28 protein-coding genes are annotated in these 25,365 nt (G+C 66.3%); 15 read left to right on the top strand and 13 right to left on the bottom strand.

Going from position 1 to position 25,365, the window contains the following annotated elements:
• Positions 1–9: 9 nt before the first annotated feature.
• Positions 10–369, bottom strand: coding sequence for an FmdB family zinc ribbon protein (locus AZG88_RS36705; protein ID WP_037182624.1), 360 nt, complete (start codon positions 367–369; stop codon positions 10–12).
• 332 nt (positions 370–701) lie between these two features.
• Between AZG88_RS36705 and aceA the strand changes: the two genes are divergently transcribed.
• The 4 genes from aceA (at position 702) to AZG88_RS36685 (ending at position 6,548) form a co-directional block, all read left to right on the top strand.
• Complete coding sequence (aceA, locus tag AZG88_RS36700) at positions 702–1,991, top strand: isocitrate lyase (RefSeq protein WP_005251848.1); 1,290 nt, start codon at positions 702–704, stop codon at positions 1,989–1,991.
• 119 nt (positions 1,992–2,110) lie between these two features.
• Positions 2,111–3,007, top strand: coding sequence for a 3-hydroxybutyryl-CoA dehydrogenase (locus tag AZG88_RS36695; RefSeq protein WP_005251849.1), 897 nt, complete (start codon positions 2,111–2,113; stop codon positions 3,005–3,007).
• A gap of 123 nt (positions 3,008–3,130) precedes the next feature.
• Positions 3,131–5,425 carry a 5-methyltetrahydropteroyltriglutamate--homocysteine S-methyltransferase gene (gene metE / locus AZG88_RS36690; protein WP_061041749.1) on the top strand — a complete coding sequence of 765 codons (2,295 nt, stop codon included), beginning with the start codon at positions 3,131–3,133 and terminating at the stop codon, positions 5,423–5,425.
• A gap of 82 nt (positions 5,426–5,507) precedes the next feature.
• Positions 5,508–6,548 (top strand): NAD(P)-dependent alcohol dehydrogenase, encoded by a 1,041-nt coding sequence (locus AZG88_RS36685; RefSeq protein WP_061700537.1) that lies wholly within the window; start codon positions 5,508–5,510, stop codon positions 6,546–6,548.
• A 1-nt stretch (position 6,549) separates the two neighbouring features.
• Here AZG88_RS36685 and AZG88_RS36680 read toward each other — a convergent pair whose 3' ends face one another.
• Both AZG88_RS36680 and AZG88_RS36675 read right to left on the bottom strand, forming a co-directional pair.
• Complete coding sequence (locus AZG88_RS36680; RefSeq protein WP_005251853.1) at positions 6,550–7,347, bottom strand: RNA polymerase sigma factor SigF; 798 nt, start codon at positions 7,345–7,347, stop codon at positions 6,550–6,552.
• On the bottom strand, positions 7,344–7,778 hold the full coding sequence (locus AZG88_RS36675; protein WP_005251854.1) for an ATP-binding protein: 435 nt from the start codon (positions 7,776–7,778) through the stop codon (positions 7,344–7,346). The genes AZG88_RS36680 and AZG88_RS36675 overlap by 4 nt, the downstream gene beginning before the upstream one ends.
• A gap of 221 nt (positions 7,779–7,999) precedes the next feature.
• Here AZG88_RS36675 and AZG88_RS36670 point away from each other — a divergent pair, with 221 nt between their 5' ends.
• Positions 8,000–8,764: a GAF and ANTAR domain-containing protein gene (locus tag AZG88_RS36670; protein ID WP_005251856.1), complete on the top strand. Its 765-nt coding sequence runs from the start codon at positions 8,000–8,002 to the stop codon at positions 8,762–8,764.
• 358 nt (positions 8,765–9,122) lie between these two features.
• Complete coding sequence (locus tag AZG88_RS36665) at positions 9,123–9,431, top strand: STAS domain-containing protein (protein WP_005251861.1); 309 nt, start codon at positions 9,123–9,125, stop codon at positions 9,429–9,431.
• Positions 9,432–9,453: 22 nt separating this feature from the next.
• Here AZG88_RS36665 and AZG88_RS36660 read toward each other — a convergent pair whose 3' ends face one another.
• The 3 genes from AZG88_RS36660 to AZG88_RS36655 form a co-directional block, all read right to left on the bottom strand.
• A complete protein-coding gene (locus AZG88_RS36660; protein ID WP_037182628.1) occupies positions 9,454–10,668 on the bottom strand; it encodes a glycosyltransferase in 1,215 nt (404 codons plus the stop codon).
• A 174-nt stretch (positions 10,669–10,842) separates the two neighbouring features.
• The gene (locus tag AZG88_RS53115; protein ID WP_005251863.1) at positions 10,843–10,998 is read right to left on the bottom strand and encodes a DUF6131 family protein; all 156 of its coding nucleotides are present in this window, start codon (positions 10,996–10,998) and stop codon (positions 10,843–10,845) included.
• Between the two features lie 16 nt (positions 10,999–11,014).
• Positions 11,015–11,572, bottom strand: a complete 558-nt coding sequence (locus AZG88_RS36655) for a DUF2231 domain-containing protein (RefSeq protein ID WP_005251865.1) — start codon at positions 11,570–11,572, stop codon at positions 11,015–11,017.
• Positions 11,573–11,668: 96 nt separating this feature from the next.
• Between AZG88_RS36655 and AZG88_RS36650 the strand changes: the two genes are divergently transcribed.
• A complete protein-coding gene (locus AZG88_RS36650) occupies positions 11,669–11,899 on the top strand; it encodes a hypothetical protein (RefSeq protein WP_012689035.1) in 231 nt (76 codons plus the stop codon).
• A 21-nt stretch (positions 11,900–11,920) separates the two neighbouring features.
• Here the strand turns inward: AZG88_RS36650 and AZG88_RS36645 are convergent, their stop codons facing one another.
• Positions 11,921–12,781 (bottom strand): polyphosphate kinase 2 family protein, encoded by an 861-nt coding sequence (locus tag AZG88_RS36645; protein WP_061700536.1) that lies wholly within the window; start codon positions 12,779–12,781, stop codon positions 11,921–11,923.
• A gap of 35 nt (positions 12,782–12,816) precedes the next feature.
• Here AZG88_RS36645 and AZG88_RS36640 point away from each other — a divergent pair, with 35 nt between their 5' ends.
• Positions 12,817–14,292 (top strand): flavin-containing monooxygenase, encoded by a 1,476-nt coding sequence (locus AZG88_RS36640; RefSeq protein WP_061041745.1) that lies wholly within the window; start codon positions 12,817–12,819, stop codon positions 14,290–14,292.
• Here the strand turns inward: AZG88_RS36640 and AZG88_RS36635 are convergent.
• Entirely contained in the window at positions 14,279–14,587 is a 309-nt protein-coding gene (locus AZG88_RS36635; RefSeq protein WP_005251872.1) for a DUF4873 domain-containing protein, read from the bottom strand. The two genes, AZG88_RS36640 and AZG88_RS36635, sit on opposite strands and share 14 nt — an antisense overlap.
• Positions 14,588–14,637: 50 nt before the next feature.
• Positions 14,638–15,378 carry a TetR/AcrR family transcriptional regulator gene (locus AZG88_RS36630; protein WP_005261065.1) on the bottom strand — a complete coding sequence of 247 codons (741 nt, stop codon included), beginning with the start codon at positions 15,376–15,378 and terminating at the stop codon, positions 14,638–14,640.
• Between the two features lie 145 nt (positions 15,379–15,523).
• On the opposite strand from AZG88_RS36630, the gene AZG88_RS36625 reads away from it, so the two are divergent.
• The 6 genes from AZG88_RS36625 to AZG88_RS36600 all read left to right on the top strand — a co-directional run bounded on the left by AZG88_RS36625 (position 15,524) and on the right by AZG88_RS36600 (position 20,626).
• On the top strand, positions 15,524–16,795 hold the full coding sequence (locus AZG88_RS36625; protein WP_025433153.1) for a DUF445 domain-containing protein: 1,272 nt from the start codon (positions 15,524–15,526) through the stop codon (positions 16,793–16,795).
• Between the two features lie 103 nt (positions 16,796–16,898).
• On the top strand, positions 16,899–17,405 hold the full coding sequence (locus tag AZG88_RS36620; RefSeq protein ID WP_005261063.1) for a helix-turn-helix domain-containing protein: 507 nt from the start codon (positions 16,899–16,901) through the stop codon (positions 17,403–17,405).
• Complete coding sequence (gene tadA, locus AZG88_RS36615) at positions 17,398–18,228, top strand: major lipid droplet protein TadA (RefSeq protein ID WP_005251876.1); 831 nt, start codon at positions 17,398–17,400, stop codon at positions 18,226–18,228. Before AZG88_RS36620 ends, tadA begins: the two co-directional genes overlap by 8 nt.
• A gap of 72 nt (positions 18,229–18,300) precedes the next feature.
• Positions 18,301–18,594, top strand: a complete 294-nt coding sequence (locus tag AZG88_RS36610) for a DUF2516 family protein (protein ID WP_005251878.1) — start codon at positions 18,301–18,303, stop codon at positions 18,592–18,594.
• A gap of 212 nt (positions 18,595–18,806) precedes the next feature.
• A complete protein-coding gene (locus AZG88_RS36605) occupies positions 18,807–19,577 on the top strand; it encodes a MerR family transcriptional regulator (protein ID WP_061700535.1) in 771 nt (256 codons plus the stop codon).
• 17 nt (positions 19,578–19,594) lie between these two features.
• Positions 19,595–20,626: an alpha/beta fold hydrolase gene (locus AZG88_RS36600; protein WP_061700534.1), complete on the top strand. Its 1,032-nt coding sequence runs from the start codon at positions 19,595–19,597 to the stop codon at positions 20,624–20,626.
• Between the two features lie 70 nt (positions 20,627–20,696).
• Here AZG88_RS36600 and AZG88_RS36595 read toward each other — a convergent pair whose 3' ends face one another.
• Genes AZG88_RS36595 through AZG88_RS36585 form a run of 3 tightly spaced genes read right to left on the bottom strand, consistent with a single transcriptional unit; the run spans position 20,697 to position 23,600 of the window.
• On the bottom strand, positions 20,697–21,497 hold the full coding sequence (locus tag AZG88_RS36595) for a carbon-nitrogen hydrolase family protein (RefSeq protein ID WP_061700533.1): 801 nt from the start codon (positions 21,495–21,497) through the stop codon (positions 20,697–20,699).
• A gap of 1 nt (position 21,498) precedes the next feature.
• Positions 21,499–22,851, bottom strand: coding sequence for an MFS transporter (locus AZG88_RS36590; protein ID WP_061700532.1), 1,353 nt, complete (start codon positions 22,849–22,851; stop codon positions 21,499–21,501).
• Positions 22,848–23,600 (bottom strand): HpcH/HpaI aldolase family protein, encoded by a 753-nt coding sequence (locus AZG88_RS36585; protein WP_061700531.1) that lies wholly within the window; start codon positions 23,598–23,600, stop codon positions 22,848–22,850. Before AZG88_RS36585 ends, AZG88_RS36590 begins: the two co-directional genes overlap by 4 nt.
• Positions 23,601–23,794: 194 nt before the next feature.
• Here AZG88_RS36585 and AZG88_RS36580 point away from each other — a divergent pair, with 194 nt between their 5' ends.
• Positions 23,795–24,466 carry a GntR family transcriptional regulator gene (locus AZG88_RS36580; RefSeq protein WP_025433149.1) on the top strand — a complete coding sequence of 224 codons (672 nt, stop codon included), beginning with the start codon at positions 23,795–23,797 and terminating at the stop codon, positions 24,464–24,466.
• Between the two features lie 13 nt (positions 24,467–24,479).
• Here AZG88_RS36580 and purU read toward each other — a convergent pair whose 3' ends face one another.
• On the bottom strand, positions 24,480–25,364 hold the full coding sequence (purU, locus tag AZG88_RS36575; protein WP_061700530.1) for a formyltetrahydrofolate deformylase: 885 nt from the start codon (positions 25,362–25,364) through the stop codon (positions 24,480–24,482).
• Position 25,365 lies beyond the last annotated feature (1 nt).

Here is a 25,365-nt window from a genome sequence, read left to right as displayed (position 1 = left end):
GGTGGCCGGTCAGGGACGTGGAAGTCGGCGGTGCAACGGGTTGTTCGTGAGGGGTGAACGACCGGCCGTGGTCCGGTGCGGCGGACCGGTCACGACGTCCGGTTCGTGAGCCGACGCCTTGGTGCTGTCGAGGAGGTTCATCGCGGACGACGACCCGTGTCCGAGTCGCGGCGAGGACACGCGCCGGACGGCGTCGCGGTTGCACCGGGGACAGCGGGTGATTCCGGGTACGTCGGCCATGGGGAACGACTGCTCGAACGGGCCGCAGTCGGCGGCGCATCGGAATTCGTACAGCGGCATCGTGGTGCCCTTCGCCGGAGGAGACCATTCGAGGTCACGGTAACCGACCCGATTGGTGATTGCAGTCACAACGGGCGGGTCTACGGGTATGCCGCGGCGGGAAGGCGAGGGTCGCAGGGGCGGAAATATCTGTGTACGACGAGTTGCGTGCATTTGGTTCACCACCTGCGACTTTTTGCTACTGGCGAGTATTTTTCCTCTCCGATCGGGCAGGTATGGCGCCGAACTTTCTTAACAGTCTTTGCAAAGCGGTGTGAAAAGCTAGCCAAGATTGGCATTAGCAACAGGTAGACGGCACTTTTTGCTTGTGTCATTCTCGGTAAGTACATACGAAGGGCCTGGCAAGGATGTGAAGCAGTACATCCGTACCGGACCAGCAGATCGAAGAGAGTGGAGTCTTGATGTCGACCACCGGCACCCCGAAGACCGCAGCTGAAATCCAGCAGGATTGGGACACCAACCCGCGCTGGAAGGGAGTAACCCGCAACTACACGGCGGAGCAGGTCACCAAGCTCCAGGGCACCGTTGTCGAAGAGCAGACCCTCGCACGCCGTGGTTCCGAGATCCTCTGGGACCTCGTGAACAACGAGGACTACATCAACTCGCTGGGCGCGCTGACCGGTAACCAGGCCGTTCAGCAGGTCCGTGCAGGCCTCAAGGCCATCTACCTGTCCGGCTGGCAGGTCGCCGGTGACGCGAACCTGTCCGGACACACCTACCCCGACCAGAGCCTCTACCCGGCCAACTCGGTCCCGCAGGTCGTGCGCCGCATCAACAACGCGTTGCTGCGCGCCGACGAGATCGCCAAGGTCGAGGGCGACACCTCCGTCGACAACTGGCTCGCCCCGATCGTCGCCGACGGCGAAGCGGGCTTCGGTGGCGCGCTCAACGTCTACGAGCTGCAGAAGGCCATGATCGCGGCCGGCGTCGCCGGTTCGCACTGGGAAGACCAGCTCGCGTCGGAGAAGAAGTGCGGCCACCTCGGTGGCAAGGTCCTCATCCCCACGCAGCAGCACATCCGCACCCTGACCTCGGCTCGCCTCGCGGCCGACGTCGCGGACGTTCCCACCGTGGTCATCGCCCGCACCGATGCCGAGGCCGCGACCCTCATCACGTCCGACGTCGACGAGCGCGACCAGCAGTTCCTGGACGGAACCCGCACCGCAGAGGGCTTCTTCGGTGTCAAGAACGGCATCGAGCCCTGCATCGCTCGCGCCAAGGCCTACGCCCCGTACGCCGACCTCATCTGGATGGAGACCGGCGTGCCGGACCTCGAGGTCGCCAAGAGGTTCGCCGAGTCCGTTCGCAGCGAGTTCCCGGACCAGCTGCTCGCCTACAACTGCTCGCCGTCCTTCAACTGGAAGGCGCACCTGGACGACTCGACCATCGCGAAGTTCCAGAAGGAGCTCGGCGCGATGGGCTTCAAGTTCCAGTTCATCACCCTGGCCGGCTTCCACTCGCTCAACTACGGCATGTTCGACCTGGCCCACGGCTACGCCCGCGAGGGCATGACCGCCTTCGTCGACCTGCAGGAGCGCGAGTTCAAGGCCGCCGAGGAGCGTGGCTTCACCGCCATCAAGCACCAGCGTGAGGTCGGTGCCGGCTACTTCGACAGCATCGCCACCACGGTCGACCCCAACACCTCGACGGCTGCTCTGAAGGGCTCCACCGAAGAGGGTCAGTTCCACTGAGTCTTGTCCTCCAAGGCTTCGACCGATCAAGGTTTCACCTGATCAACCCGCCCCCGGGGAGGGGCCTGTAACAGGGCCCCTCCCCGGGCGACGACTCCACTAGACGAAAAGGAGCTGACGTGACCAGCGAAAAGATTCAGCGCGTCGGCGTGATCGGCGCCGGGATCATGGGTGCCGGAATCGCAGAGGTGTGTGCTCGCGCGCACGTCGATGTTCTGGTGTTCGAGCAGACCCGCGAGCTTGCGGCGGCGGGGCGTTCGCGCATCCTGCGTTCGCTCGACCGCGGAGTGAGCAGTGGCAAGATCACCGAGCGGGAACGTGAGCAGGCCGCCTGGCGGCTGCGGTTCACCTCCGACCTCGGTGATTTCGCGGACCGGCAGCTCGTCGTGGAGGCCGTCGTCGAGGACGAGAAGGTGAAGAGCGAAATCTTCACCGAGCTCGATCAGGTCGTGACGGATCCGAACGCCGTGCTGGCGTCCAACACGTCGTCGATCCCGATCATGAAGCTGGGCATCGCCACGAAGTCCCCGGAACGGGTCATCGGGATGCACTTCTTCAACCCCGTTCCGGTGCTTCCCCTCGTCGAGTTGGTGACCACGCTCAAGACGAGCAAGTCGGTGTCCGAGCGGGCCGAGGCCTTCGCCAGCGATGTGCTGGGCAAGCAGGTCGTCCGTTCCGCGGACCGTTCCGGATTCGTCGTCAACGCCCTCCTGGTGCCGTACCTGCTCTCCGCGATCCGCATGGTGGAGTCCGGGTTCGCCACCAAGGAAGACATCGACAAGGCAACGGTTCTCGGCCTCGCACACCCGATGGGTCCGCTCGCGTTGACCGACCTGGTGGGCCTGGACACGGTCAAGTCCATCGCCGACTCCATGTACGAAGAGTTCAAGGAGCCCCTGTACTCGGCGCCGCCGCTGCTGCTTCGCATGGTCGAGGCCGGGCTGGTCGGAAAGAAGTCCGGCGCGGGCTTCTACGAGTACGGCGACAACGGCCGTTTCAGCAAGAAGGCCAGCTAGCAGGTAGGTAGGCGACTACACCTGTGCGCCTTTCACGACCACTGGCGGTTGTGAGAGGCGCACAGGTGCATCGAGCCCAGAGGCATTCTCAGCCACTGGGCTGAGCCCAGAAAGGTCGACCGCATGTCCAGCACCGCAGCATACGGATCCAGCATCCTGGGGTATCCCCGCATCGGACCTCGCCGCGAACTCAAGCGTGCTCTCGAGTCCTACTGGCACGGCACGAGCACGAAGGAAGAACTCGTCGCCGTCGCCCGGGACCTCCAGGAGGAGACGTGGAGTGAGCTCGCCGCGACCGGTCTGACCCAGGTCCCGGGCAACACGTTCTCCTACTACGACCACGTACTCGACAATGCGCTGCTGTTCGGTGCCGTGCCCGAGCGGTTCGAGCCGCTCGAGAATCAGCTCGATCCGCTGGACTTCTACTTCACGCTGGCCCGCGGCCGGCCGGACTTTCCGCCGCTCGAGCTGGTGCGGTTCTTCGGCACCAACTACCACTACCGTCAGCCCGAACTGGACGAGAACACCGAGTTCGCGCTGCGGTCCGAGACCGTGATGGACGAGTTCGCGCGGGCGAAGGCGCGCGGGATCGAACTGCGTCCCGTCATCCTCGGCCCGGTGTCGCTGCTCCTGTTGTCGAAGGTCGGTCCGACGTCGAAGCGGCACGGCTTCTCGACCCTCGACCTGCTGGACAGGGTGCTGCCGGAGTACGAGCGGTTGTTCGAGCAGCTCGCGAAGGCCGGCGCCACGTGCGTCCAGTTGGACGAGCCGTCGTTCACCGAGGACCGCACACCGGAAGAACTGGCCGCGCTGGCCAAGGCGTACGAGAAGCTGTCGCACGCACCGCTGCGGCCCCGAATCCTCGTCACCGGTCCTTACGGGCATCTCGGGGAGGCGCTCGCCATCCTCGCCTCCACCAAGGTCGAGGCTCTGGGCCTCGATCTCGTCAGTCACCGGCTCAGCGCCGACGAGCTGGCGAAGATCCCGGGCATCAAGCGCAAGCGCATCTACGCCGGTGTGGTCGACGGCCGCAACGTGTGGCGCGTCGACCGCTACAACACGCTGACGTACCTGAACACGCTGAAGGACGTCGTGCCGGATCTGGTGGTGTCGACGTCGACGTCGTTGCTGCACGTGCCGTACGACGTGTTGTCCGAATACGACATCCCGGGTGATGTCGCGGACCGGCTCGCGTTCGCGAAGCAGAAGGTCGGCGAGGTGGTCTCGCTGGCCAAGGCGCTCACCGAGGGTCCGTCCGACAAGTGGCGCAAGCGTCCCACGTCGGTGCACTTCAAGCTCAAGCACGCGGTGCGCGCACGGGTCAACGCGATCAAGCCGGGCGACCGCCTCCGGGTGCCGTACGAGGAGCGGCGGGTCGCCCAGCAGGAGCGACTGAACCTGCCGCTCGTTCCGGCGACGACGCTGGGCTCGTTCCCGCAGACGGACGCGATCCGGCAGGCCCGGTACGAGCTGGGTGAGGGACGCCTCGAGTGGGAGGAGTACTACAAGCGGATCCAGGCCGAGATCGAAAGCACGATCCGGTTGCAGGAAGACATCGGTCTCGACGTCTTCGTGCACGGTGAGCACGAGCGCAACGACATGGTGCAGTACTTCGCGGAGCTTCTCGAGGGGTATGCCTTCACCCACAACGGGTGGGTGCAGGCTTACGGCTCGCGGTGTACACGTCCGCCGATCCTCTACGGGGACGTGTCGCGGCCGAAGCCGATGACCGTCGAGTGGATCTCGTACGCGCAGTCGCTGACGGACAAGCCGGTCAAGGGCATGCTCACGGGTCCGGTGACGATGATCGCGCGGTCGTTCGTCCGCCAGGATCAGCCGCTGTACGAGACGGCTGATCAGCTGGCGCTGGTGATCCGTGACGAGATCGCCGACCTCGAGGCGGCGGGTATCGCGATCATCCAGGTCGACGAGCCGGCGATCCGGGAACTGCTGCCGTTGCGCGAGAACGGCCGCGAGGCGTATCTCGAGTGGGCGGTCGACGCATTCCGTCTCGCGACGGGCGGGGCGAAGCCGGAGACGCAGATCCACACGCATATCACGTACACGAGCCGGGCGTCGGTGGTCGACGCCATCGAACGGCTCGATGCGGACGTGACGGCGATCGTGGCGACGCGCTCCATCACGTGGGTTCTCGATGCCATCAAGGAGCGGGCGCTGACCCACGGTGTCGGTCCGGGTGTGTACGAGAGCCGGTCGGCCCGGATTCCGGACATCGACGAGTTGGACGAACTGCTCACGGAGGCGAGCGAGTCGGTGTCACTCGAACGGTTGTGGGCCAACCCGGACGGCGGACTGAAGACGCGTCACTACTGGCAGCTCGAGCCGTCGCTGCGCAATATGGTGGCGGCCGCGAAGCGTCTCCGCAGGCGGGCCGAGAAGGAAGAATCCGAGGCCTGATTTCGCAGGCGTGTTCGGGGTCACCGCGTCTACGGTGGCCCCGAACGTGCGTTCGGTCGTGCAAACATGTAGGCATGTAAGCATGGTTACCGCAGCCGCATATGCAGTCACGTCCAGCGAAGGGGCCTTCGAGAAGACCGCTATCGAACGCCGCGAGCTCGGACCGCTCGACATACTCATCGAGATCAAGTTCGCCGGCATCTGCCACTCCGACATTCATACCGCCCGCAACGAGTGGGGCAGCACGCACTATCCGGTCGTGCCCGGTCACGAGATCGCGGGCGTGGTGAGCGCGGTCGGTTCCGACGTGACGAAGCACCGGGTCGGCGACCGGGTCGGTGTCGGCTGCTTCGTCGACTCCTGCGGCGAATGCGACGCCTGCCGGGCCGACGAGGAGCAGTACTGCGTCAACCGGGTGACCGGCACGTACAACGCCAAGGGGCGCGACGGCGAGTGGACGCAGGGCGGCTACTCGACGCACATCGTCGTGACCGAACGATTCGTCCTGTCCATCCCCGACGGCCTGGACCTGGACGTCGCGGCGCCGCTGCTCTGCGCGGGGATCACGCTGTACTCACCGCTCGCGCACTGGGGAGCCGGAATGGGCAAGAAGGTCGCCGTCGTCGGGATGGGCGGCCTCGGACACGTCGGTGTGAAGATCGCGCACGCGATGGGAGCCGAGGTCACCGTGCTCAGCCAGTCCCTCGGCAAGAAGGACGACGGCCTGAAATTCGGTGCCGACCACTACTACGCCACCTCGGATCCGAGCACATTCACGCAGTTGCGCGGAAAATTCGACCTCATCGTCAACACCGTCTCGGTGAATCTCGACATCGACGCGTACATGTCGATGCTCGCGATCAACGGAACGCTGGTCGAACTGGGGTTGCCGGAGAAGCCGATCGAGGTGCGCGCGTTCAGTCTCGCAGCCAACCGTCGCAGCCTGGCCGGTTCGATGGTGGGCGGCATCGCTCAGACGCAGGAGATGCTGGACTTCTGCGCCGAGCACGGTATCGGTGCCGAGATCGAGGTGATCTCCGCGGACGAGATCGACGGCGCCTACGACCGCGTGGTCGGCAGCGACGTGCGGTACCGATTCGTGATCGACACGGCAACGATCTGACCTACGCGTCACCGAGTTGATCTCGCAGTGACGCCAGTGTCTTCGCCAGCAACCGGGACACGTGCATCTGCGAGATGCCGACTCGGTCGGCGATCTGGGTCTGTGTCATGTTGCCGAAGAACCGCAGCATGAGGACGGTCCGCTCCCGTTCGGGGAGGGATTGGAGCAGGGGGCGCAGGGTTTCGTGGTTCTCGACGTCGTCCATCGCGGCGTCGTAGTCGCCGAGTGTCTCCACCATCGACAGCTCGCCCGTCCGGTCGGACGACGTGTTGTCGACGGAGACGGTCTGATACGCGTTGCCGGCGAGGAGCCCCTGCGCCACCTCCTCCTGTTCGAGGTCCAGGTGTTCGGCGAGTTCGCTGACGGTGGGGGCGTGGCCGAGGCTCTGGGACAGTTCGGCGACGGCCTGGCTGAGCGCGAGGTGCAGTTCCTTCATCCGGCGGGGTACTCGCACGGCCCACCCGGTGTCGCGGAAGTGCCGGCGTACCTCGCCCATGATGGTGGGGACGGCGAACGACACGAAGTCGGATCCCCGCTCCACGTCGAACCGGTCGACCGAGTTGACCAGGCCGAGGCGCGCGACCTGAACCAGATCGTCGTGCGCCTCGCCGCGGCCGTCGAAACGGCGTGCGATGTGCTCGGCGAGCGGGAGACAGCGCGTCACGACGGCGTCGCGCAGTCTGCTGCGCCGGGGATCGTCCTCGTCGAGGGCTGCCATCTGTTCGAAGAGTGCTGTGACGTCCTGATACTCGTCCGGCCAACGGGCCGTGTGCCCCCCACTGTGAGTATGGGACGTCACAGACTCAGGCCGTTCTTCACCTTGGTGAATTCCATGGTGGTCACGAAACCCGCGGTGGCGGGGTCGGGCTCCTGTTTCAGATCGACCGAATCGGTGAGGGCGTTGAGTACGTGCCAGGCGAACGAACGCTCGCCGAGGGAGTCGACCGAGGTGGTGGTGCTCGATACGTCGACTCGCAGGGTGTTGTCGAGATATTGCAGCCGGCACACCAGGAGCGCGTCCGGTGTCGCGCGGACGATCAGCTGGGTACAGATCTCGTCCATGGCCAGTTTGATGTCGGCGATGGAGTCGAGGTCGAAATCTTCGTGGATGGCAACGGTTGCTGCCAGGGCGCGCAGTACGGAGAGCTGATCGGGCGTTGCTCGCACGCGCAGTTCGACGACGGGATGTGTGTGATCCTGGTCGGGTTCGATTGTCTTGGCGATGGCCATGAGACCTCCGGGTCGGGCGTACCGTGCTGTCGGCGGGCGGTGGGTCGGCTCGCGCTGCTGAGAAGTCAGGGTAGCGATCCGGCGACACCGCAGGTGGAATACCGCAGAACAGGACCGATCAAACCAGTCCGATCAGTACGTTTGCCCGAGTAATGTTGGCGGCACGATCAGCGTTCCTGAGGCCCTCGGCAGGGTCATGGTGGTCACGGGAGACGAGTGGGATGCCTGACGAGATTCACCTGCACACGTTGACGAGTGATGTCGAGGCTGTGCACGCCGACGCGGTCGCCGTGTCGCTCGACTCCGTGCTCGAGTTGCTCGAGCCGGAGGACGAGACCGACGTCGCGCTGCACGCGCTGTGCCGTCGGGTTGTCCAGGCGTTCCCGGGTGCGGCGATGGCCGGGATCACCGTTCTCCGCGCGACGGGTCCCGTCACGGTGGCCGCGACGTCGGACGAGCTCGCGGCACTCGAGGAGTTGCAGTACCGCTTCGGCGAGGGCCCTGCGCTCGACGCCGTACGCTCCGGCGAGACCGTGCGGGCCGACCGTGCCGCCGCGCACGAGAGGTGGCCTGCGTATGCCGCGAGTTCCGAACCTGCCGGCGTCCACAGCTATCTGTCCGTACCCCTCCCCGTCGCGGAGCAGTCCGCCGCGCTGAATCTGTACGGACTGTTGCCGCACGCCTTCCACCGGATGGACGAGTCGGCGCTGGAGCTGTACGTCGAGGCGGCAGCGGTCGCGGTGCGCAATGCCCGGCGGTACGGCGAGGCGAGAAACCTGATCGAGCAACTTCGTATCGCCCTCCGGTCCCGCGCCGTCATCGATCAGGCGAAGGGAATCGTGATGGCGTTGCGCGGTCTCGACGCCGAGACCGCGTTCGACGTCCTCGTCACGCGTTCGCAGCGGGAGAACGTCAAACTGCGTGTGGTCGCAGAACGTGTCGTCGCGGCTGTTTCGGCGCGTACAACCGTGCATAACGGTTTGTAATCGCTCACCAGGGCAAATGAGAGCTCGAGTATCTGTTATTTCCTTGTGACACATCACAGGCGGGAGTAGTCTCGAACCGAGGTTGAACACACAGCCGATGTCGGGAAGCGCTGCCGTAGCAGACGGTGTCATGTGTCCGAGGTCGGGTCTGTCTGCAGGTGCTCCGCTTCCCCTCTCAATGTTCGAGATGGGGTGAGCCATGTCTGTTGGTCCAGGGGTCCCAGAACCTGAAATGGCGTGTTCGGGCACGGAGTTCGGTACCACGTACAAGCCGAGGGTAACGCTCTCGGCTGTCGGTTCCGCTCCGACACGCTGTGCGAGCGCGGAATTCACTTCCGAGCGGCTCGGGTCCGGGGTGATGTTGGTAGGGGTGCGAGGCGAGATCGACCTGTTCAGTGCACCGGGGTTCCGCGACTACGTGTGCACGCGGATCTCGCCCGAGGGGCAGTTCATCCTCGACATGTCGAAGGTGGATTTCATCGGAACCGCGGGTCTGTCGGTGCTCGACACCGTCCACGCGACGAACGTCCGGGACGGGCGGACGTGGGCGATGATCTGCGGCCGGCCCGTATATCGGCTGCTCAGAGCGGCGGGCCAGGAGTCGAGCTACCCCTGCTTCGCTTCCGTGGACAGTGCCCTCGGGGCCTGGCACGGCCGAACGGCCTGACCGTCCGAACCGGCGCCCGACTTCAGTGGGCGCCGGTTCGACTGGTGCGGGGAGGGGCCGACACACAGCGGCCGTAGGCGCGGAGGGTGTCGGTGGCGACACGGTCCCACGAGTAGCGGGCGCGGGCGCGATCGCAGCCCGCCATGCCGTATCCCGTGCGCAGGGCGTCGTCGTCGAAGATCTGTCGCAGGGCCTCGGCCAGGCGGACCGGGTTGCGCGGTGAGATGAGGCGTCCGGTGATGCCGTCGACCACCGTGTCCCGCATACCGCCGACGGCGGACGCCACCACCGGGGTGCCGCAGGCCATCGCCTCGAGCGGAACCATGCCGAACGGCTCGTACCACGGGGTGCACACGACGGCATCCGCCGAGCGCAGCAGCGAGGGCATCGCGTTTCTCGGCACGCGCCCGACGATCCGTACCCGGTTGCGCACCTTCGCCTCACGGGCCAGTGTCAGCAGTCGCGACGCTTCGGGGTCGTCGGCGACGTCGTCGGCGGCCGGGCCGCCCGCGATGACGAGTTCGGTGTCGGGGAAGTGGGAGAGTGCCTCGATCGCGGTGTCGAAGCCCTTGCTCGGCGCCAGCCGGCCGACCATGACGAGCCGATGGCGTTTACCCTTCTCGTCGGCGCGGCCGTCGGGCGTGAACTCGGCGACGTCGACGCCGGACGGAACCACGGACGTACGCGAGCGCGGCAGGCCGAGGTGGGAGAGTTCGAAGACCTCGTCCGTACACGTCGCCACCACCCGGGTGGCGCCGCGGGCGATCAACTGTTCCAGGTGAATTCGGTTGTGAGTGCTCGACGAATCCGCGCGCTCGAACCTCTGCTCGACCACCCCGAGCGCATGGAACGTCTGGACCACCGGAATGCCGAGCGTGCGGGCGGCGAGTTGCGTCGCGATCCCGGACATCCAGTAGTGGGCGTGGACGATGTCGGGCCGTTCGGATTCCCATTCGGTCTTGAGGAAGCTGCCGAATGCCCCCATCAGCGGCAGGATCTCGGCCTCGGACATCCGCCGCGCCGGCCCGACCGGCACGTGCACGACTGTGTACCCGCCCGGGGTGGTGACCCGCTCCGGGGCGTCCTCGCTGTCCGCCCGGGTGTAGACGGTGACGTCGTGACCCTCTCGCGTGAGGGCTGCCGACAGTTCGGCGAGGTGAATGCTCTGCCCCCCGACGTCGGCGCCGTCCGAGACGTCGAGAGGACTGGCGTTGGCCGAGACCATCGAAATCCTCAATCGTCTCGCGGTGCCGACGGCTGCCGTTCTCATCGGTTGCCCGCCGCACACGGGAGGTCTGGGTTCGCGATGAATGGCCGTCATGCCACGGGGATTCCCGAACTTCGGGTTTGTAAACCGACCGGCTAGCACTCTGTCACAGGACAGGTCGCACGAGCCGGCCGGTGTTGCGTTCTAATACCAACGCCGCCTGCCGCCGACCGCACGCCCGGTGGCGCCGAGAATCCACAGGATCGCGCCGATCACCAGGAGGATGATGCCGATGGTCCACAGCCAGGTGAGGCCGGTGAGCCATCCGATCAGGAGCAAGATCAGTCCGAGCACGATCATGGCGTTCCTCGATTCTTCATCCCACCGGGGCGAGGAGAGCGTCCGATCCCGGACCCTCCCGCACCCCGTCGACTCCTGCGCCCATTGCGTAGGTCAGATGCCCGCCGAGCGCGCCGCCGATGCCGATCGCGAGTAGTCCCGCGGTGCTCGTGACGACGGCGCGTGCGTCCGTTCCGTGCCTGCGGCGAAGGTAGGACGCGAGCATGGCCGTGATGCCGATGGCGTTGGCCTCGGCGTGGATCAGGCCGACGCGGCGCTGACGCGTATCGCGTTCGGACCAGTCCGCCCAGCCGGTCACCAATGTCGGGGGAGTGGCGAGCAGTCCCAGGCCGATGAGCCTGCGTGCGCCGACGTGATCGCGGAATGCCAAATCGAAGACGGTCGCGCCGACCCACGCCCCGATGGGGAGGCTGACGAGAACGGGGTGCACGGGGTGCCCGAGCCAGGATCCCCGCAACACCGCACCCGCGCCGGACGAACCGAGCACCCCCCGGATCCTCTGTTGCAGGAACCGGCTGCCGCCGTCGAGGAACCCGGCGGATTCCGCCTTTCGGAACAGGCTCTCGAGGTTCATGCTTTGCGGTTACCCAGGGCGGCGCGAAGAAAACCGGCCCGCCTTGTCGTCGATGCAGGTCGGGCGTAGCGTCGGGACCACGTTCTCGAAGGTGAGGTGAGTGCCGTGAAACTCAATCTCTTCGCTGCTTGGGTCAGCTTCGCTCTCGTGTTGTTGTCGGTGGTCTGTCTCGGCGGGTTCCTCGTCGCCGCAGGCTCGGGGCAGGGCGGCTGGGCGGTGATCTCCGGATCTCTGTGCGTCGTCGCGCTGGCCGGAGCGATGGCGCTGTACGGCGGAACCGTGCGTCACGATCACAGGCTGCACCACGAAACGCCGCACCTCTTCTGACGGCGGGATTTCCGGGAGGACTCAGGATTCCGCGAGCCTCCGCTTCTCCGTTTCGATGTCGAAAGTGGCGGGCGGCCAGTCGAGGTCGAGCTTCTGAAGGGCATCGATCAGCAGCTCGGTGACCGCGATCCGGCTGTACCACTTGCGGTCGCACGGAACCACGTACCACGGCGCGTGATCGGTCGATGTCTCGTCGAGCATCGCCTGATACGCGTCCTGATATGCGGGCCACAGCCTGCGCTCGTCGACGTCCGACGGGTCGTACTTCCAGAACTTGTCCCGGCGCTCCAGCCGTTCGAGCAGCCGCGACTTCTGTTCGTCGAGTGACACGAACATCGCGACCTTCACCAGTGTCGTGCCGCCGGCGACGAGTTCCTTCTCGAATTGGTTGATCTCGTCGTAGCGGCCGCTCCAGACTTCCTCGGGCACGAGATCGTGAACCCGGACCACCAGCACGTCCTCGTAGTGCGACCGATCGAACACACCGAGTTGTCCGCCGCGGGGCAGGGCCCTGTCGATTCGCCACAGAAAGTGGTGGCGCTTCTCTTCGGGAGTGGGCACGCCGAACGACGCGTGATCCACGCCCTGCGGATCCACGTGCCCGATGACGTGGCGGACCATCCCGCCTTTACCCGCGGTATCCATGCCCTGAAGCACGAGGAGCACCGACCGGTGGTCGCCGGATCGTCCGTTGGCGTAGAGCTTCTCCTGGAGGGACGGCAGCACCGCGCCGCGTTCCTCGAGCACCGCGACCCCGTCCGACTTGTCGCCGACGAATCCGGGTGTGCTCCCGCAATCGAGTTCGGCGATCGGCTGACCCGGGCGCGACCGCAGGGCCTCGATTGCCGGTGTCCTCCAGAATCCGCGTGCGTTGTCTGCCATGTGCAAACAGTGCCACAGGAGCGTTACATGGAGTTGTGGGCGGTGAGGTGCATCGGTGTCGCGTCCTGGTGATCGGGACGGGATTTTCCGGTCTGGGCACGGCCATTCAGCTTCGCAAGCGGGGACGCGACGACTTCATTCTGCTGGAGAAGGCGCGGGAGGTCGGCGGCACCTGGCGGGAGAACACGTACCCGGGTTGTGCGTGTGACGTGCCCTCCCATCTGTACTCGTTCTCGTTCGAGCCGAACTCGGACTGGACGCGGATGTGGTCGGGTCAGGTGGAGATCTTCGACTATCTGCGCGGTCTGGCCGACAAGTACGACCTGCGGCGAAACATTCATTTCGGCCGCACGATGACGGGCGGGTACTGGGACGCCGAACGGCAACGGTGGCATGTCCACACCGAGTCGGGCGAGGAGTACGACGCCCAGTTCGTCGTCTCCGGGATCGGCGCCCTCCACATCCCGAACATCCCGGATCTGCCCGGAGCCGACACGTTCGAGGGCACGGCGTTCCACTCGGCGCAGTGGAACCACGACTACGACCTGCGGGGCAAGAAGGTCGCGGTGATCGGCACGGGCGCCAGCGCCGTCCAGTTCGTTCCCGAGATCGTGGGCGACGTCGCCGAGTTGCAGTTGTATCAGCGGACGCCGCCCTGGGTTATACCGGGCATGAACTTCGGCATCCCGCCGGAGGCGCGGCGCTTGTTCGGCCGGGTCCCGCTGGTCCGTCGAATGGTGCGTGCCGCGGTCTACTGGACCTACGAATCGCTCGCGCTCGGGTTCAACGGGCACTCCCGCCTGATGCGGCCGATCGAGAGCGCGGCGCGGAAGAACTTGAACAGGACCGTCACCGATCCCGAACTGCGCCGGAAGCTCACCCCGTCCTATCGCATCGGTTGCAAGCGGATCCTGGGGTCGGACGTGTACTACCCGGCGCTGATCTCACCGAAGACGGTCGTGATCACCGAAGGCATCGCGGAGGTGCGCCCGCACAGCATCGTCGCGGGAGACGGGGCGGAGCGGGCGGTGGACGCGATCATCTACGCCACCGGATTCCATGTCACCGACGGCTTCGACAACGTCGAGCTCACCGGGGTCGGGGGCCGGCGCCTCGCCGACGAATGGGAGGAGCACGGGATCCGCACACACCTCGGTATCACCGTCGCGGGTTACCCCAACGCGTTCTTCCTCTTCGGGCCCAACACCGGGCTCGGTCACAATTCGGTGGTCTTCATGATCGAGTCGCAGATTCGTTATGCACTCGAGCTGATGGATCTCGTCGACCGGCGCGGCGCCGATTCCGCGGTCGTCCGGCCCGCGGTGCAGAGCCGCTTCAACACCGACATCCAACGGAAGTTGGCAAAGGGTGTGTGGTCCACCGGCGGGTGCGTGAGCTGGTACCTGGACTCGCACGGCGTCAACCGCACTATCTGGCCGGGTTCGACCGTGCGCTACTGGCGACGGACGCGGTCGGTCGAACCGGCGGACTTCGAGTTCACACCCGGCTGAACGGCGGGGGTGTCACTCCGTCGACGAGATGGCTTCCCCAGAGATCCACCCCCGTGATCCGGGCGGTGGCGGTGCCTTCCGGACTGGTGATCTGCAGTTCCGTGCCCGTGGACAGGTCTGCATCTGCGCCGAGGGCGTCCGTCAGGGTGCGGACGCGGCCGTGCCAGACGTACCGACCGCTGATGGGTTCGAAGTTTCCCGCCAACTGGACCTGCACGGTCACGGCGGGACGGTCGCCGACGACGACGTCGGCGGGGCCGCGGTAGCCCTCTTCTTCTTCCTCGTGTTCGTTCACACAGATAAGTTTACCTGTAACTGTCAGTTACACAAGAAAGGGTCGGGCGCCTAGTCGGCCTCGGCCGCGGGCGGCAGCAGCGGGTGCGGAATCGCATTGAATCGCGCGGGCGAGCCGTTGACCGCAGCGATACCGGTGACGCCACCCCAGGTCATCATGGTGAGGTAGTTGATCAGATCCTCGACCGACATGGACCGGTTGGAGATCCACCAGTGCGTCGCCAACTGCACACCGCCGACGATTCCGTACGCCCAGGGGACGGCGCCGCCGGAGTCCATCTCCATCTGCCGCAGCCGCTCGCCGAGAACGGTGGAGAGCACCTCCGCGATCATCCGTTCCGAGTCGGCGACCGTCTCGCGGCCGGGGCCGGAGCCGTTGGCCATGATGTACAGGTAGACGTCGGGATCCGACGCCACCGTCTCGACGTACGCCGTGATGGTGGCGCGGGTCAGCTCGAAGTCGTCGAGGTCGCCGCCGATGGCCTCGTAGATCCGCGGGGCGAGTGTGGTCTCCACGTAACGCGCCATGGTCGCGTTCGTCAGATCGCTCTTGTCCGCGAAATAGCGGTACAGCACCGTCTTGGAGACACCGATCTCGGATGCGATCTCGTCCATGCCGATGTCGCGTCCACGCAAGCGAATGGCGGCGATCGTTCCGTCGACGAGTTCTTCTCGGCGCGCGATCTTGTGCTCACGCCAGCGGCGCTTGCGCCCATCGGGCTTTGCCGCCTTGTCCAGCTTCGTCATCGACTCGGTCACCTGCTCAGGATCCTTCACGTCGTCGTTCGCCACTGAGTCTCTTCACATCCGTTTCGTGTCGCGATCTCCTGTCAGCTTAGTGCTCCGGTCTTGTCGCACGGCACAACGCCGTCTGTGCGGGCACGCGTCCAGCGGCTGGGCTGCCGCCTCCCCGCCGTCCTTGGGCACAATGGCGTCTGTGGATCAACTGAGCCTTTCCGCCTTCGACGACGACGCGAAGCGTCGCGATCTCCGCAAGATGAAGGCTGTCGCGACGGGCTTTCTCGTGTTCGCCACCGTGGTCTACCTCGTGTGCAGGTGGCAGGAATCGCGGGGCGCGGGGGCGTGGGTCGGCTACGTGCGGGCCGCGTCCGAGGCAGGCATGGTCGGTGCGCTGGCCGACTGGTTCGCGGTGACGGCCCTGTTCCGGCATCCGCTCGGATTGCCGATCCCGCACACCGCGATCATCAAGCGCAAGAAGGACCAGCTGGGGGCGAGCCTCAGCAACTTCGTCGGCCAGAACTTCCTCGCCCCCGAGGTGGTGTCCGCCAAGGTGGAGGCTGCGGAGATCCCGCTGCGGCTGGGCACGTGGATGGCGCAGCCCAAGCACGCCGCGCGTGTCGCTGCCGAGACGGCCACCATCCTGCGAGGCTTCGTCGAGATCCTGCGCGACGAGGACGTGCAGCAGATCATCGACAGCACCCTGGTACGCAGGCTGGCCGAGCCCCAGTGGGGGCCGCCGATCGGGCGCGTACTCGGCGAACTCCTGCGCGAGAACCGGCAGTTGCCGATCCTCGATCTGCTCGCCGAGCGGGCGCACCAGTGGGCGCTCGGGAGTCAGGAGACCATCGACCGGATCGTCAGCCGCGATTCGCCCGCCTGGTCGCCCAAGTTCGTCGACGCCATGCTCGGCGAGAAGATCCACCGGGAGCTCGTCGAATTCACCTGGAAGGTGCGATCCAACCCGGAGCACGAGGTGCGGCAGGCGGCCAACCGCTTCCTCGTCGATTTCGCCGACGACCTGCAGAACGATCCCGCGACCATGGAGAAGGCCGAGAAGATCAAGGCCGAGATCATGGGGCGCGAGGAGGTGACCGGCCTCGCCGCCGCGACGTGGACGGTCGCCAAGCGCCTGATCATGGAATCCGTCGACGACCCGAACAGCACGCTGCGCACGAAGGTCGCGGAGAACGTCGTGCGATTCGGTGAGCGGCTGCGCGACGACCACGAGCTGAGGGTCAAGGTCGACGGGTGGGTTCTCGCCGGCACGCGCTACGTCGTCGTCCACTACACCGACGAGATCACCGCGATCATCTCCGACACCGTCGAGCGCTGGGACGCCGAGGAGGCGTCCAAGAAGATCGAGCTGCAGGTGGGGCGGGATCTCCAGTTCATCCGCATCAACGGCACCGTGGTCGGTTCGATCGCGGGCTTGCTGATCTACACGTTCTCGACATTGCTGTTCGGCTGACATTCGCCTCGGCGGAGGGTCCGCTAGCTGGGTGCTAACAGAGTGCTTGCAATTGCTAGCACCCTGCCTTAGGCTTGGTTCTGCCCAGCAACACGGAGGACTGATGGCAAGCGACGATCGCGACGCAGCCGGTGCAGGAGATCTGGCAGCTCGCGTAGTCAGCAACGCCGCTCACGACATCGGAGGTTTCATTCGTGCCCAGCGCGAAGCGGCCCAGGTGTCGATGCGGCAGCTGGCGCAGCTGGCCGGTGTCAGTAATCCGTATCTGAGTCAGATCGAGCGTGGGTTGCGCAAGCCCTCGGCCGAGGTGCTTGGGCAGATAGCCAAGGGTCTCCGGGTGTCTTCGGAGGTCCTGTACGTCCAGGCGGGTTACCTCGAGCAGCGGCCACACGGTCCCCTCCGTGATGCTCTGCTCGCGGATACGGCCATTACCGAGCGGCAGAAGCAAGTGCTGCTCGAGATCTACGAGTCGTTCTGTCGTGAGAACGAATCGGCGGAAGCGGCCGAATCCCGGACGTCCGAGCTTCGGACAGAAGAACACCAGCGTTCTGATTCCCAGACGCCGGAACCAGAACCCCCCACCGTTGAACAGGAGAAAGCCGATGACTGACCAGAAGACCATCGACAGCGTCAAGACCTCGCTGTACGCGGCTGTAGGCGCCGGAGACGTCGTCGTGCAGGCCGTGGCCGACGTCGTCGCCCAGGTCCGCTCGCGCGCCGAGTCCACCCAGGGTGACGTCGAGGAGCGTGTCGGCGGCGCCAAGGAGCGCATCGCCGGACTCCAGGAAGAGGTCACCGAGGGTGTCGAGAACCTTCGCGACCGCCTCGCCGGACTGCCGTCCGAGCTGCCCGAGGAGCTTGCCGAGCTGCGTGAGAAGTTCACCGCCGACGAGCTGCGCAAGGTCGCCGAGGCCTACCTGAAGGTCGCATCCGACCTGTACACGTCTCTCGCGGAGCGCGGCGAGGACACCGTCGAACGCATCCGCAAGCAGCCGGTCGTCGAGGAGGGCATCGGCCGCGCCGAGACCGCCTTCGGCGACGCGGTCGAGCTGACCGAGGAAGCTCTCGGCACCGTTGCACGCCAGACGCGCGCCGTCGGCGAGCAGGCCGCGAAGCTCGCGGGCCGGGCTTCGGGTCGCATCTCCGACACCGCCGAGGGGCTCGGCGAGGCCATCGCCGACGCCGGCGACGAGGCTGCCCTGAAGGTTCTCGACCTCGGCGACCAGGCCGAGGAAGCGTCGAAGGACGCTGCCGATCGCGTCGCCGCCACCGCTGCCGACGTCCAGGCTCAGGCCGACAAGGCTGCCCAGGCCAAGCATGCCGCTCCCGCCAAGAAGGCTGCTCCGGCCAAGGCTGCGGCAACTCCGGCCCCGGCTCCGGCCAAGAAGGTCGCCGCTCCGGCCAAGAAGGCTGCTCCGGCCAAGAAGGCTTGATCCTTCACGCTTTTCGGCCCCCGCACGTTCGGTGCGGGGGCCGTTTGCGTGTCGACCTCGTAGGATGGGGCTGTGATTCAAGTTGACGGCGTCGTCTCGGTGATCTTGTTGGTGATTCGCATCGTCGCCCTGGGCGGTGCTGCATACGCGCTGTTCCACGCGGCTCGCCAGCGCAAAGACGCGTTCACCGCCGTGGACAAGTTGAGCAAACCGATCTGGCTGAGCATTCTCGCCGTCGCGTTCCTCGTCCTCCTGCTGTTCCCCGCAGTGCAGTTGTTCGGCATCGTCGCGGTCGTCGCGGTGTGCGTCTATCTCGTGGACGTGCGCCCGCGCGTCGACGACGTGCAGCGCGGGCCTCGCTGGTAGCCGCTCCCACCTCATGGACACGCGAAGGCGTGGCTCTCGTGCACCCAAACGATGACAATGGGCATTGTGACAATGCTATTGTGGTGACACGGCTACCGAGGAGCTGACATGTCCGTCGTCCACCTGCGTGACTCAGCGAGCGATGCCCACCCGGCCGCGGGACTCGTCGGCGGCCTGTCGCGGCTGCTGCTCCCACGGGCGCACCTCGTCCGATGAAGGAATACCGGATCGACGACCTCGCACGCGAGGCGCGGGTGAGCGTGCGCAACGTGCGCGTCTACCAAGACCGCGGACTGCTCCCGCCGCCACGGAAGCAGGGGCGCACCGGGTGGTACAACGAATCGCACCTCGCCCGGCTGCACCTGATCGGGCGCATGCTCGATCGCGGCTACACGTTCGCCACCATCAGTGAACTCCTCACGGCTGCGCACTACGGACTCCAGGTCAAGGACGTTCTGGAGACCGACGACCCAGGCAGCCGATGGAAGAAGCGCAGGCGAGCGGCCCGTCTCACGATCGCCGAGCTGAAACGCATGTTCGGTGCGCAGACCACCGAGGCCAACATCGCCAAGGGCACCGAACTCGGTGTGCTCGTTCCCGCCGGGGACGACTACTCGGTGAACGATCCGCGACTGGTCGAGGCTGCGCAGGTCCTCGTCGACGCCGGCATCCCGCTCGAGGACGTCCTCGAACAGACCGCGGCGGTGCGACGAGACCTCTCGGACGTCGCCGCGCGGTTCGTCGCCGTCGTCGCGGACCGTTACCTCGCCGCCGAGGGTGAGTCGCTCGAACTCGACGAGGCGAAGGTCTCGGAGATCGCGCGGCTCGTCGACCAGATGCGTCCCCTCGCGCACGACGCCGTCCAGTCGCTGTTCGAAGAGGCGATGGAGGAGCAGATCTCCAAGGCCCTCGAGCGGGCGGCCCGGCAACTCGGAGAGACCCCGGGCCCGGCGACGAGCACAGACACCAACAGAGCAAGTTAGACAGGACAGGGGTAGGAATGACCAGCAGTTCGCGCACCATCGCCTTCCGGGCACTCGCCGGCGCAGCCGGAGTGGGCGCCGTCGTCGCCGCGGCAGCGGCGATCCGCCGCACGCGCGCCACCCGCGGGTTGACGTTGTCGACCGAGGTGGCGCCGAACGAGCTGCTGCGCACTCCGAACCTGCGCCCGGACGTGACGGAGATCCTCACCGACGACGGAGCGACGCTGTACGTCCGCGCCTACGGTCCGGTGGACGGCGATCCCATTGTGCTGAGCCATGGCTGGACCTGTTCGACCGAGTACTGGTACCCGCAGGTGAACGCGCTGGCGGACGAGTACCGGGTCATCACCTACGACCAGCGTGGGCACGGCCGCAGCACGGTCGGTTCGCTCGCACTCGGCCCGGACGTCCTCGCCGACGACCTGTCGGAGGTGCTGAAGGCGACGGTGCGTGAAGACAAGAAGGCCGTGCTCGTGGGTCACAGCATGGGTGGCATGAGCATCATGGCGTGGGCGGGCCGGCACCCCGACGAGGTGAAGAAGTACGCGTCGGCGGTTCTGCTCGCCAGCACCGCCTGCGACCGGCTCATCGCCGAAACCACCGTCATCCCGCTGCCGAATCGTTTTCCGCGAGTGCCGGTTCCGGTCGGACGAGCCGTCCTGAGCACGCCGGTCCCGTTGGTGTCGTCGCCGGTGATGACCCGCGCGCTCCAGTACGTGTCGATGTCGCCGAACGCCTCCCGCTCCGAAGTCCAGTTCTGCGAGAACATCGTCCGGGACTGCAAACCGCGTATCCGCGGCGGCTGGGGTGCAGCGCTCAGCGGCCTCGACATCCACGAGGCTCTCGACAACCTCGACGTCCCGACCACGGTGCTCGTCGGTTCCATGGACCGGCTGACCCCACCGGTCCACGCCCGCAAGCTCGCTCGCGTCCTGGACGAGGCCGGTCATCTCGAGCGGCTGATCGTCCTGCCCGGCGTCGGCCACATGAGTTCCGTCGAGAGCATCGACGAGTTCGACAAGGAGATCGTCCGGCTCCGCAACCTCTGATCCGACAGTTGCCCGCGAATTGGTCAGGCTCACACGCAATAACGTGTGAGCCTGACAAATCCGTCGAAATCTACTGGTTGGCAACCACGCCGAAGCGGCGCAGCGACAGCGCCGGGTTCTTGGCACGGACCTCTGCGATCCGTTCGGCGGAGACGGTGCCGATCGCGGTCCCGACCCGCTCACCGAGAGACGCGATCACCACCCCCATCGGATCCACGATCATGGACGCGCCCGAACCCGCCGGGGCGCTCTGATCGGCCGCGGCGACGTAGATGGTGTTCTCGATGGCCCGGGCGCGAACGAGCGTGGTCCAGTGGTCTTCCTTGAGCGGGCCGGGCACCCACTCGGCGGGCAGGACCAGGACGTCCGCGCCCGAGTCGACGATGCGCCGAGTCACTTCCGGGAACCGCAGGTCGTAGCACGTCTGCATGCCGAAGGTGACGCCCTCGACGGTGAACGTCTCGGGTTCGCCGATCGAGCCGGCCTGCACGAAGTCCGACTCCTTGTAGCCGAATGCGTCGTACAGGTGCAGCTTCCGATACGCGGCGGCGATGCTGCCGTCGGGAGCGACCGCGACGAGGGTGTTGAAGATGCGGCGCTCGCCCGGGATCGCTTCGTTGATCCCGGCGACGAGGGTCAACCGGTGCCGGGCGGCGACCTCGCGCAGTCCGGTGACGAACTCGCCCTCGAAGGTTTCCGCGGTGTCCACGAACCTCTCGTCCATCGTCGGGACCGTGAACATCGCGTATTCGGGTGCTGCCAGTACCCGGGCGCCGCCCGCGGCCGCCTCCTCGGCGAACTTCGCGATCCGGCCGAGGTTGTCCTGCTTGTCCGAACCCGGTGCGAACTGTGCGATTGCGATGTCGACCATGTCAGTGCCTTTCCGAAGTGGCGGGTGCGGGCATCCGTTCGATCTTGCCGAGCACCACGGTGTAACAGAAGATTCCGCCGATCAAGACCGCTCCGGTCGCGATGAAGGCCCCGGCGAACGAGCCCGTGGAGTCGACCACCATGCCGGTCACGATGGGCGCCGCGATCCCGAGAAGATTGGCGATGAAGTTGACGATTCCGCCAAGCGATCCGGTGTACCCCTGAGGGGCGATCAGGGCGACGATGCTGGAACCCGCAGGAACCGAGACAGCCAGACCGGCCGCGCCGATCGACAGGAAGATCAGCGCGACGACGATCGATCCCGCGTACGCTGCGCCCGTCACCGCGAGGGATGCGAGCAGGCTGACCACCAGCACGGTTCGGCGCACCTTGGTGACGTCGCCGGTCCGAGCCAGCCATCGGTCCATCAGGATGCCCGCGATGAGGAATTGCGCGATGACGGCGACCAGCCACGGAATCATCGTGTAGATGCCGCCCTTGAGCAAATTCACTCCGAACTGCTTCTCCAGATAGGCCGGCAGCCAGGTGAGCAGGACGTAGTAGGCGTAGGTGTACGACGCGTAGCCCAGGGCCAGGCCCCACGTCTTGCGTCGGCGCAGAAGGTACCCCAGTCCGTTGAGTGACCCGGCCGTCTCGGCGTCTTCGTCCTCGGCGCCGCCGGCCCGGATGAAGTCGAATTCCGCCTGGCTGAGGCGTCCCTTGGCGAGAGCCTGCTTCGGGGTGAGGTAGAGCAGCCACCACACGGCCAGGTAGCCGACGGACAGGATGCCGGTGAAGATGAACGCCGCGTGCCAGCTGAACGTGGTGACGAGGAAGGCCATGATCGGGATCCCGATCACGTTGGAGATCTTCGCGCACCCGTCGAAGATGGCCGTGGCGGTTCCACGCTCCTGCCGGGGGAACCACTGACCGATCGCCTTCCAGCCCGCGGGCACCGTCGGCGCCTCGCCGACGCCGAGGACCAGACGGGCGACGAGCAGCATGCCGAGACCACCCGCGGCGGCGGACGCGAACGACGCGACCGCCCACAGGAATGCCGCCACCCGGTTGACCCACCGGACGCCGATCTTGTCGATGAACGATCCGATCGGCATCTGGAGCATGGCGTACGTCCAGAGGAACGCCGACGACACCATGCCCATCTGCGACGCGCTGATGTCGAAGTCCCGCATGATCTCCGGGGCGGCGATCGAGAGGTTGACGCGGTCGATGTAGTTGACGAACATTCCGACGCCGAGAACGCCGGCGATGGTCCATCGGGCACGGCCCACCTTGGGGTGGGCCGCCACTTCCGCGCTGTCGGGGGATACCGGTCCGGACGTCTGGGTAGTCATCGTGACTCCCTGATCTGCTTGATCTGCTCGAACGGTGCCGCGAAGCCTGCGGCGAGCGCGCCGTGCTGCATGATCAGCGCCATCTGGTCGGCCCCGTGCTGCACCGCGAACTCCTTCTCTTCGACGCTCCACGCCGGGAGCACCCACGGCTTGCCCGCCTCGGCGGCCGCCGAGGCCACCGCGGCGAGGTCGGTGAAGTCACCCTCCTCGCGTGAGTATGCACCGCGCTCGCGGCGGAGGGAGAGGTCGGACGGTCCGACGAACACGCCGTCGACGGTGTCGAGCGCCAGGATCTCGGCGATGTTCTCGATCGCTCCGGCGTCCTCGATCATCGGGTAGCAGCGGGTGAACGTGTCCTGCTCGGTGACCCACTCGTCGGTGAAACCGCCGTAGCCGGTCGTGCGGCCGCCCGCGAAACTTCGGTCGCCGAGTGGCGGGAACTTCGCGAACGCCGTGACTTCCTTTGCATGAGCCGCATTTTCGATGTGGGGGATGACGACAGCCGTCGCACCGAAGTCCAGCGCTTGCTGGATGGGGCCGCGTTCGGGTCCGAGCACCTTCGCCAGGACCTCCATGCCGAGGCTGGACAGGAACGGGATGAACCGTTCGAGATCCGCGAGGTCGAAGGATCCGTGCTCGATGTCGAGGACCACGGCGCCGTAGCCGATGCCGCGCGCGATCTCCGCTGCGGCGAAGCTCGGGTCGGACAGCCAGATCGCGTAACGCCGATCGGCGGGGGTGCTGTACATGCTGGTGGTCTCCTTTTTCGTGGGGTCCCTTGCCGGAAACGGGTGGCTCTCGGTAGTCACTGCGCTGTGACCGCTCACACATCCACTCCGTATACGTCATGTATACACAGAGAATACTTGGTGTGTCCATAGCTTGTATGATCAATTTGTTACGAGTCCGTCAATCCGATGGGCCGTCTGACGAAGGGATCGAGATGTCGGCATCGACGCTCGCCGGGCCCACCGGTGAATCCGGACCGGCACGAGATCGGGTCTACGTCTGGCTGCGGGACGAGATCATCCGCGGGTCCATCGAAGGCGGCCGATTCCTCGACGAGCTCTGGGTCTCCGGGACGATGGGAGTGTCACGCACCCCGGTGCGAGAAGCGTTTCACCGCCTCGCCGCCGAAAGATTCATCACGCTGCTCCCGCGCAAGGGTGCGCAGGTGCGCACGGTCACCGCGCGCGAACTCGAGGAGGTCTACCAGACCCGGCTGCTGATCGAGGGCCACGCGGTGTCCACCCTGTGTGCGCGGGGAGTCGGCGCACCCGCGCACATGGTCGATCTGATCGAGCCGATGGAAGCCGCGGGGCGCGAGCAGGACTGGTTCGCGGTGTCCGGCCTCGACCGCGAATTCCACCTGACCATGGTCAGCGCAGCGCAGAACTCGGTACTGACCGAACTCTACGATTCGCTGCGGTCGCGGCAGCAACGCGTCGCCGTCCGCGCGCTGAACGTCGGACCCCAGCGGCTCGACACCATCAACGCGCAGCACCGGGCGCTCGTCGCCGCACTCGACGCCGTCGACGCCGACAAGGCGCTGGAGATCCTCACCGCCCACCTGCGGCCCGTCCCGGAAGTGCTGGCGTTGCTGCCGTCCCAGTAGCGGGACGACGAAACTAGCTGAACACCACCGTCTTACGGCCGTGCACGAGGACGCGGTCCTCGAGATGCCAGCGCAAGCCGCGGGACAGCACGAGCTTCTCGATGTCGCGACCCTGCCGGACCATGTCCGCGACCTCGTCGGCGTGGTCGACGCGGATCACGTCCTGCTCGATGATGGGGCCCGCGTCGAGCTCGGCCGTCACGTAGTGGCAGGTGGCGCCGATCAGCTTCACGCCGCGGGCGAACGCCTGGTGATATGGGCGGGCACCGACGAACGACGGCAGGAAGCTGTGGTGGATGTTGATCGCCCGGCCGGCCCAGTGCTCGCACAGGTCGGAGGGCAGCACCTGCATGAACCGCGCCAGCACCACGGCGTCGGGGTCGTGGGCATCGACCAGTTCACGCACCTGCTCGAACGCGGGCCCGCGGTCGGCGGGGTCCTTCGCGAACGGGACGTGATGGAAGTCGATGCCGTGCTGTCGCGTGACGGTCTCGAGGTCGCGGTGGTTGCCGATCACCGCGCAGATGTCGGCGGGCAACTCGCCGCCGGCCGCGCGGCCCAGCAGGTCGTGGAGGCAGTGCGCCTCCTTGCTCACCAGCAGCACCACCCGCTTGCGCTCACCGGTGTCGGACACCGTCCACTCGGTTTCGGGGCCCAGCTCGGCGGCGACCGCCGCGAAGCGCTCCCGGAGTTCCTCGATCGACATGTCGACCGAGGAGGCCCGCACTGCCTGGCGGGTGAAGAACCAGCCGGTATCGGCGTCGGCGTGGTACGCCGCCTCGACGATCCAGCCGCCCACGTCGGCGAGGAACGTCGAGATCCGGGCGACGATGCCGGTGCGGTCGGGGCAGCCGAGGGAAAGAACGTACCGGTGGTCCTCGGTCGAAGCAGCGCTCATG

The sequence above is a fragment of the Rhodococcus sp. LB1 genome, from assembly GCF_001583455.1.
GTDB lineage: Bacteria > Actinomycetota > Actinomycetes > Mycobacteriales > Mycobacteriaceae > Rhodococcus_F > Rhodococcus_F opacus.
This window is presented reverse-complemented; position numbering and strand designations above follow the sequence as displayed.

What these genes read in the sequence shown, in the direction of transcription:
- metE (WP_061041749.1), top strand. Translation starts at nt 3,131, where the DNA reads ATGTCCAGCACCGCAGCATACGGATCCAGCATCCTGGGGTATCCCCGC.
- AZG88_RS36620 (WP_005261063.1), top strand. Translation starts at nt 16,899, where the DNA reads ATGGCAAGCGACGATCGCGACGCAGCCGGTGCAGGAGATCTGGCAGCT.
- AZG88_RS36585 (WP_061700531.1), bottom strand. Translation starts at nt 23,600, where the DNA reads ATGTACAGCACCCCCGCCGATCGGCGTTACGCGATCTGGCTGTCCGAC.
- AZG88_RS36675 (WP_005251854.1), bottom strand. Translation starts at nt 7,778, where the DNA reads ATGGCCATCGCCAAGACAATCGAACCCGACCAGGATCACACACATCCC.
- AZG88_RS36600 (WP_061700534.1), top strand. Translation starts at nt 19,595, where the DNA reads ATGACCAGCAGTTCGCGCACCATCGCCTTCCGGGCACTCGCCGGCGCA.
- AZG88_RS36590 (WP_061700532.1), bottom strand. Translation starts at nt 22,851, where the DNA reads ATGACTACCCAGACGTCCGGACCGGTATCCCCCGACAGCGCGGAAGTG.
- AZG88_RS36685 (WP_061700537.1), top strand. Translation starts at nt 5,508, where the DNA reads ATGGTTACCGCAGCCGCATATGCAGTCACGTCCAGCGAAGGGGCCTTC.
- AZG88_RS36670 (WP_005251856.1), top strand. Translation starts at nt 8,000, where the DNA reads ATGCCTGACGAGATTCACCTGCACACGTTGACGAGTGATGTCGAGGCT.
- AZG88_RS36605 (WP_061700535.1), top strand. Translation starts at nt 18,807, where the DNA reads ATGAAGGAATACCGGATCGACGACCTCGCACGCGAGGCGCGGGTGAGC.
- AZG88_RS36665 (WP_005251861.1), top strand. Translation starts at nt 9,123, where the DNA reads ATGTTGGTAGGGGTGCGAGGCGAGATCGACCTGTTCAGTGCACCGGGG.
- tadA (WP_005251876.1), top strand. Translation starts at nt 17,398, where the DNA reads ATGACTGACCAGAAGACCATCGACAGCGTCAAGACCTCGCTGTACGCG.
- purU (WP_061700530.1), bottom strand. Translation starts at nt 25,364, where the DNA reads ATGAGCGCTGCTTCGACCGAGGACCACCGGTACGTTCTTTCCCTCGGC.
- AZG88_RS36595 (WP_061700533.1), bottom strand. Translation starts at nt 21,497, where the DNA reads ATGGTCGACATCGCAATCGCACAGTTCGCACCGGGTTCGGACAAGCAG.
- AZG88_RS53115 (WP_005251863.1), bottom strand. Translation starts at nt 10,998, where the DNA reads ATGATCGTGCTCGGACTGATCTTGCTCCTGATCGGATGGCTCACCGGC.
- AZG88_RS36580 (WP_025433149.1), top strand. Translation starts at nt 23,795, where the DNA reads ATGTCGGCATCGACGCTCGCCGGGCCCACCGGTGAATCCGGACCGGCA.
- AZG88_RS36655 (WP_005251865.1), bottom strand. Translation starts at nt 11,572, where the DNA reads ATGAACCTCGAGAGCCTGTTCCGAAAGGCGGAATCCGCCGGGTTCCTC.
- AZG88_RS36645 (WP_061700536.1), bottom strand. Translation starts at nt 12,781, where the DNA reads ATGGCAGACAACGCACGCGGATTCTGGAGGACACCGGCAATCGAGGCC.
- aceA (WP_005251848.1), top strand. Translation starts at nt 702, where the DNA reads ATGTCGACCACCGGCACCCCGAAGACCGCAGCTGAAATCCAGCAGGAT.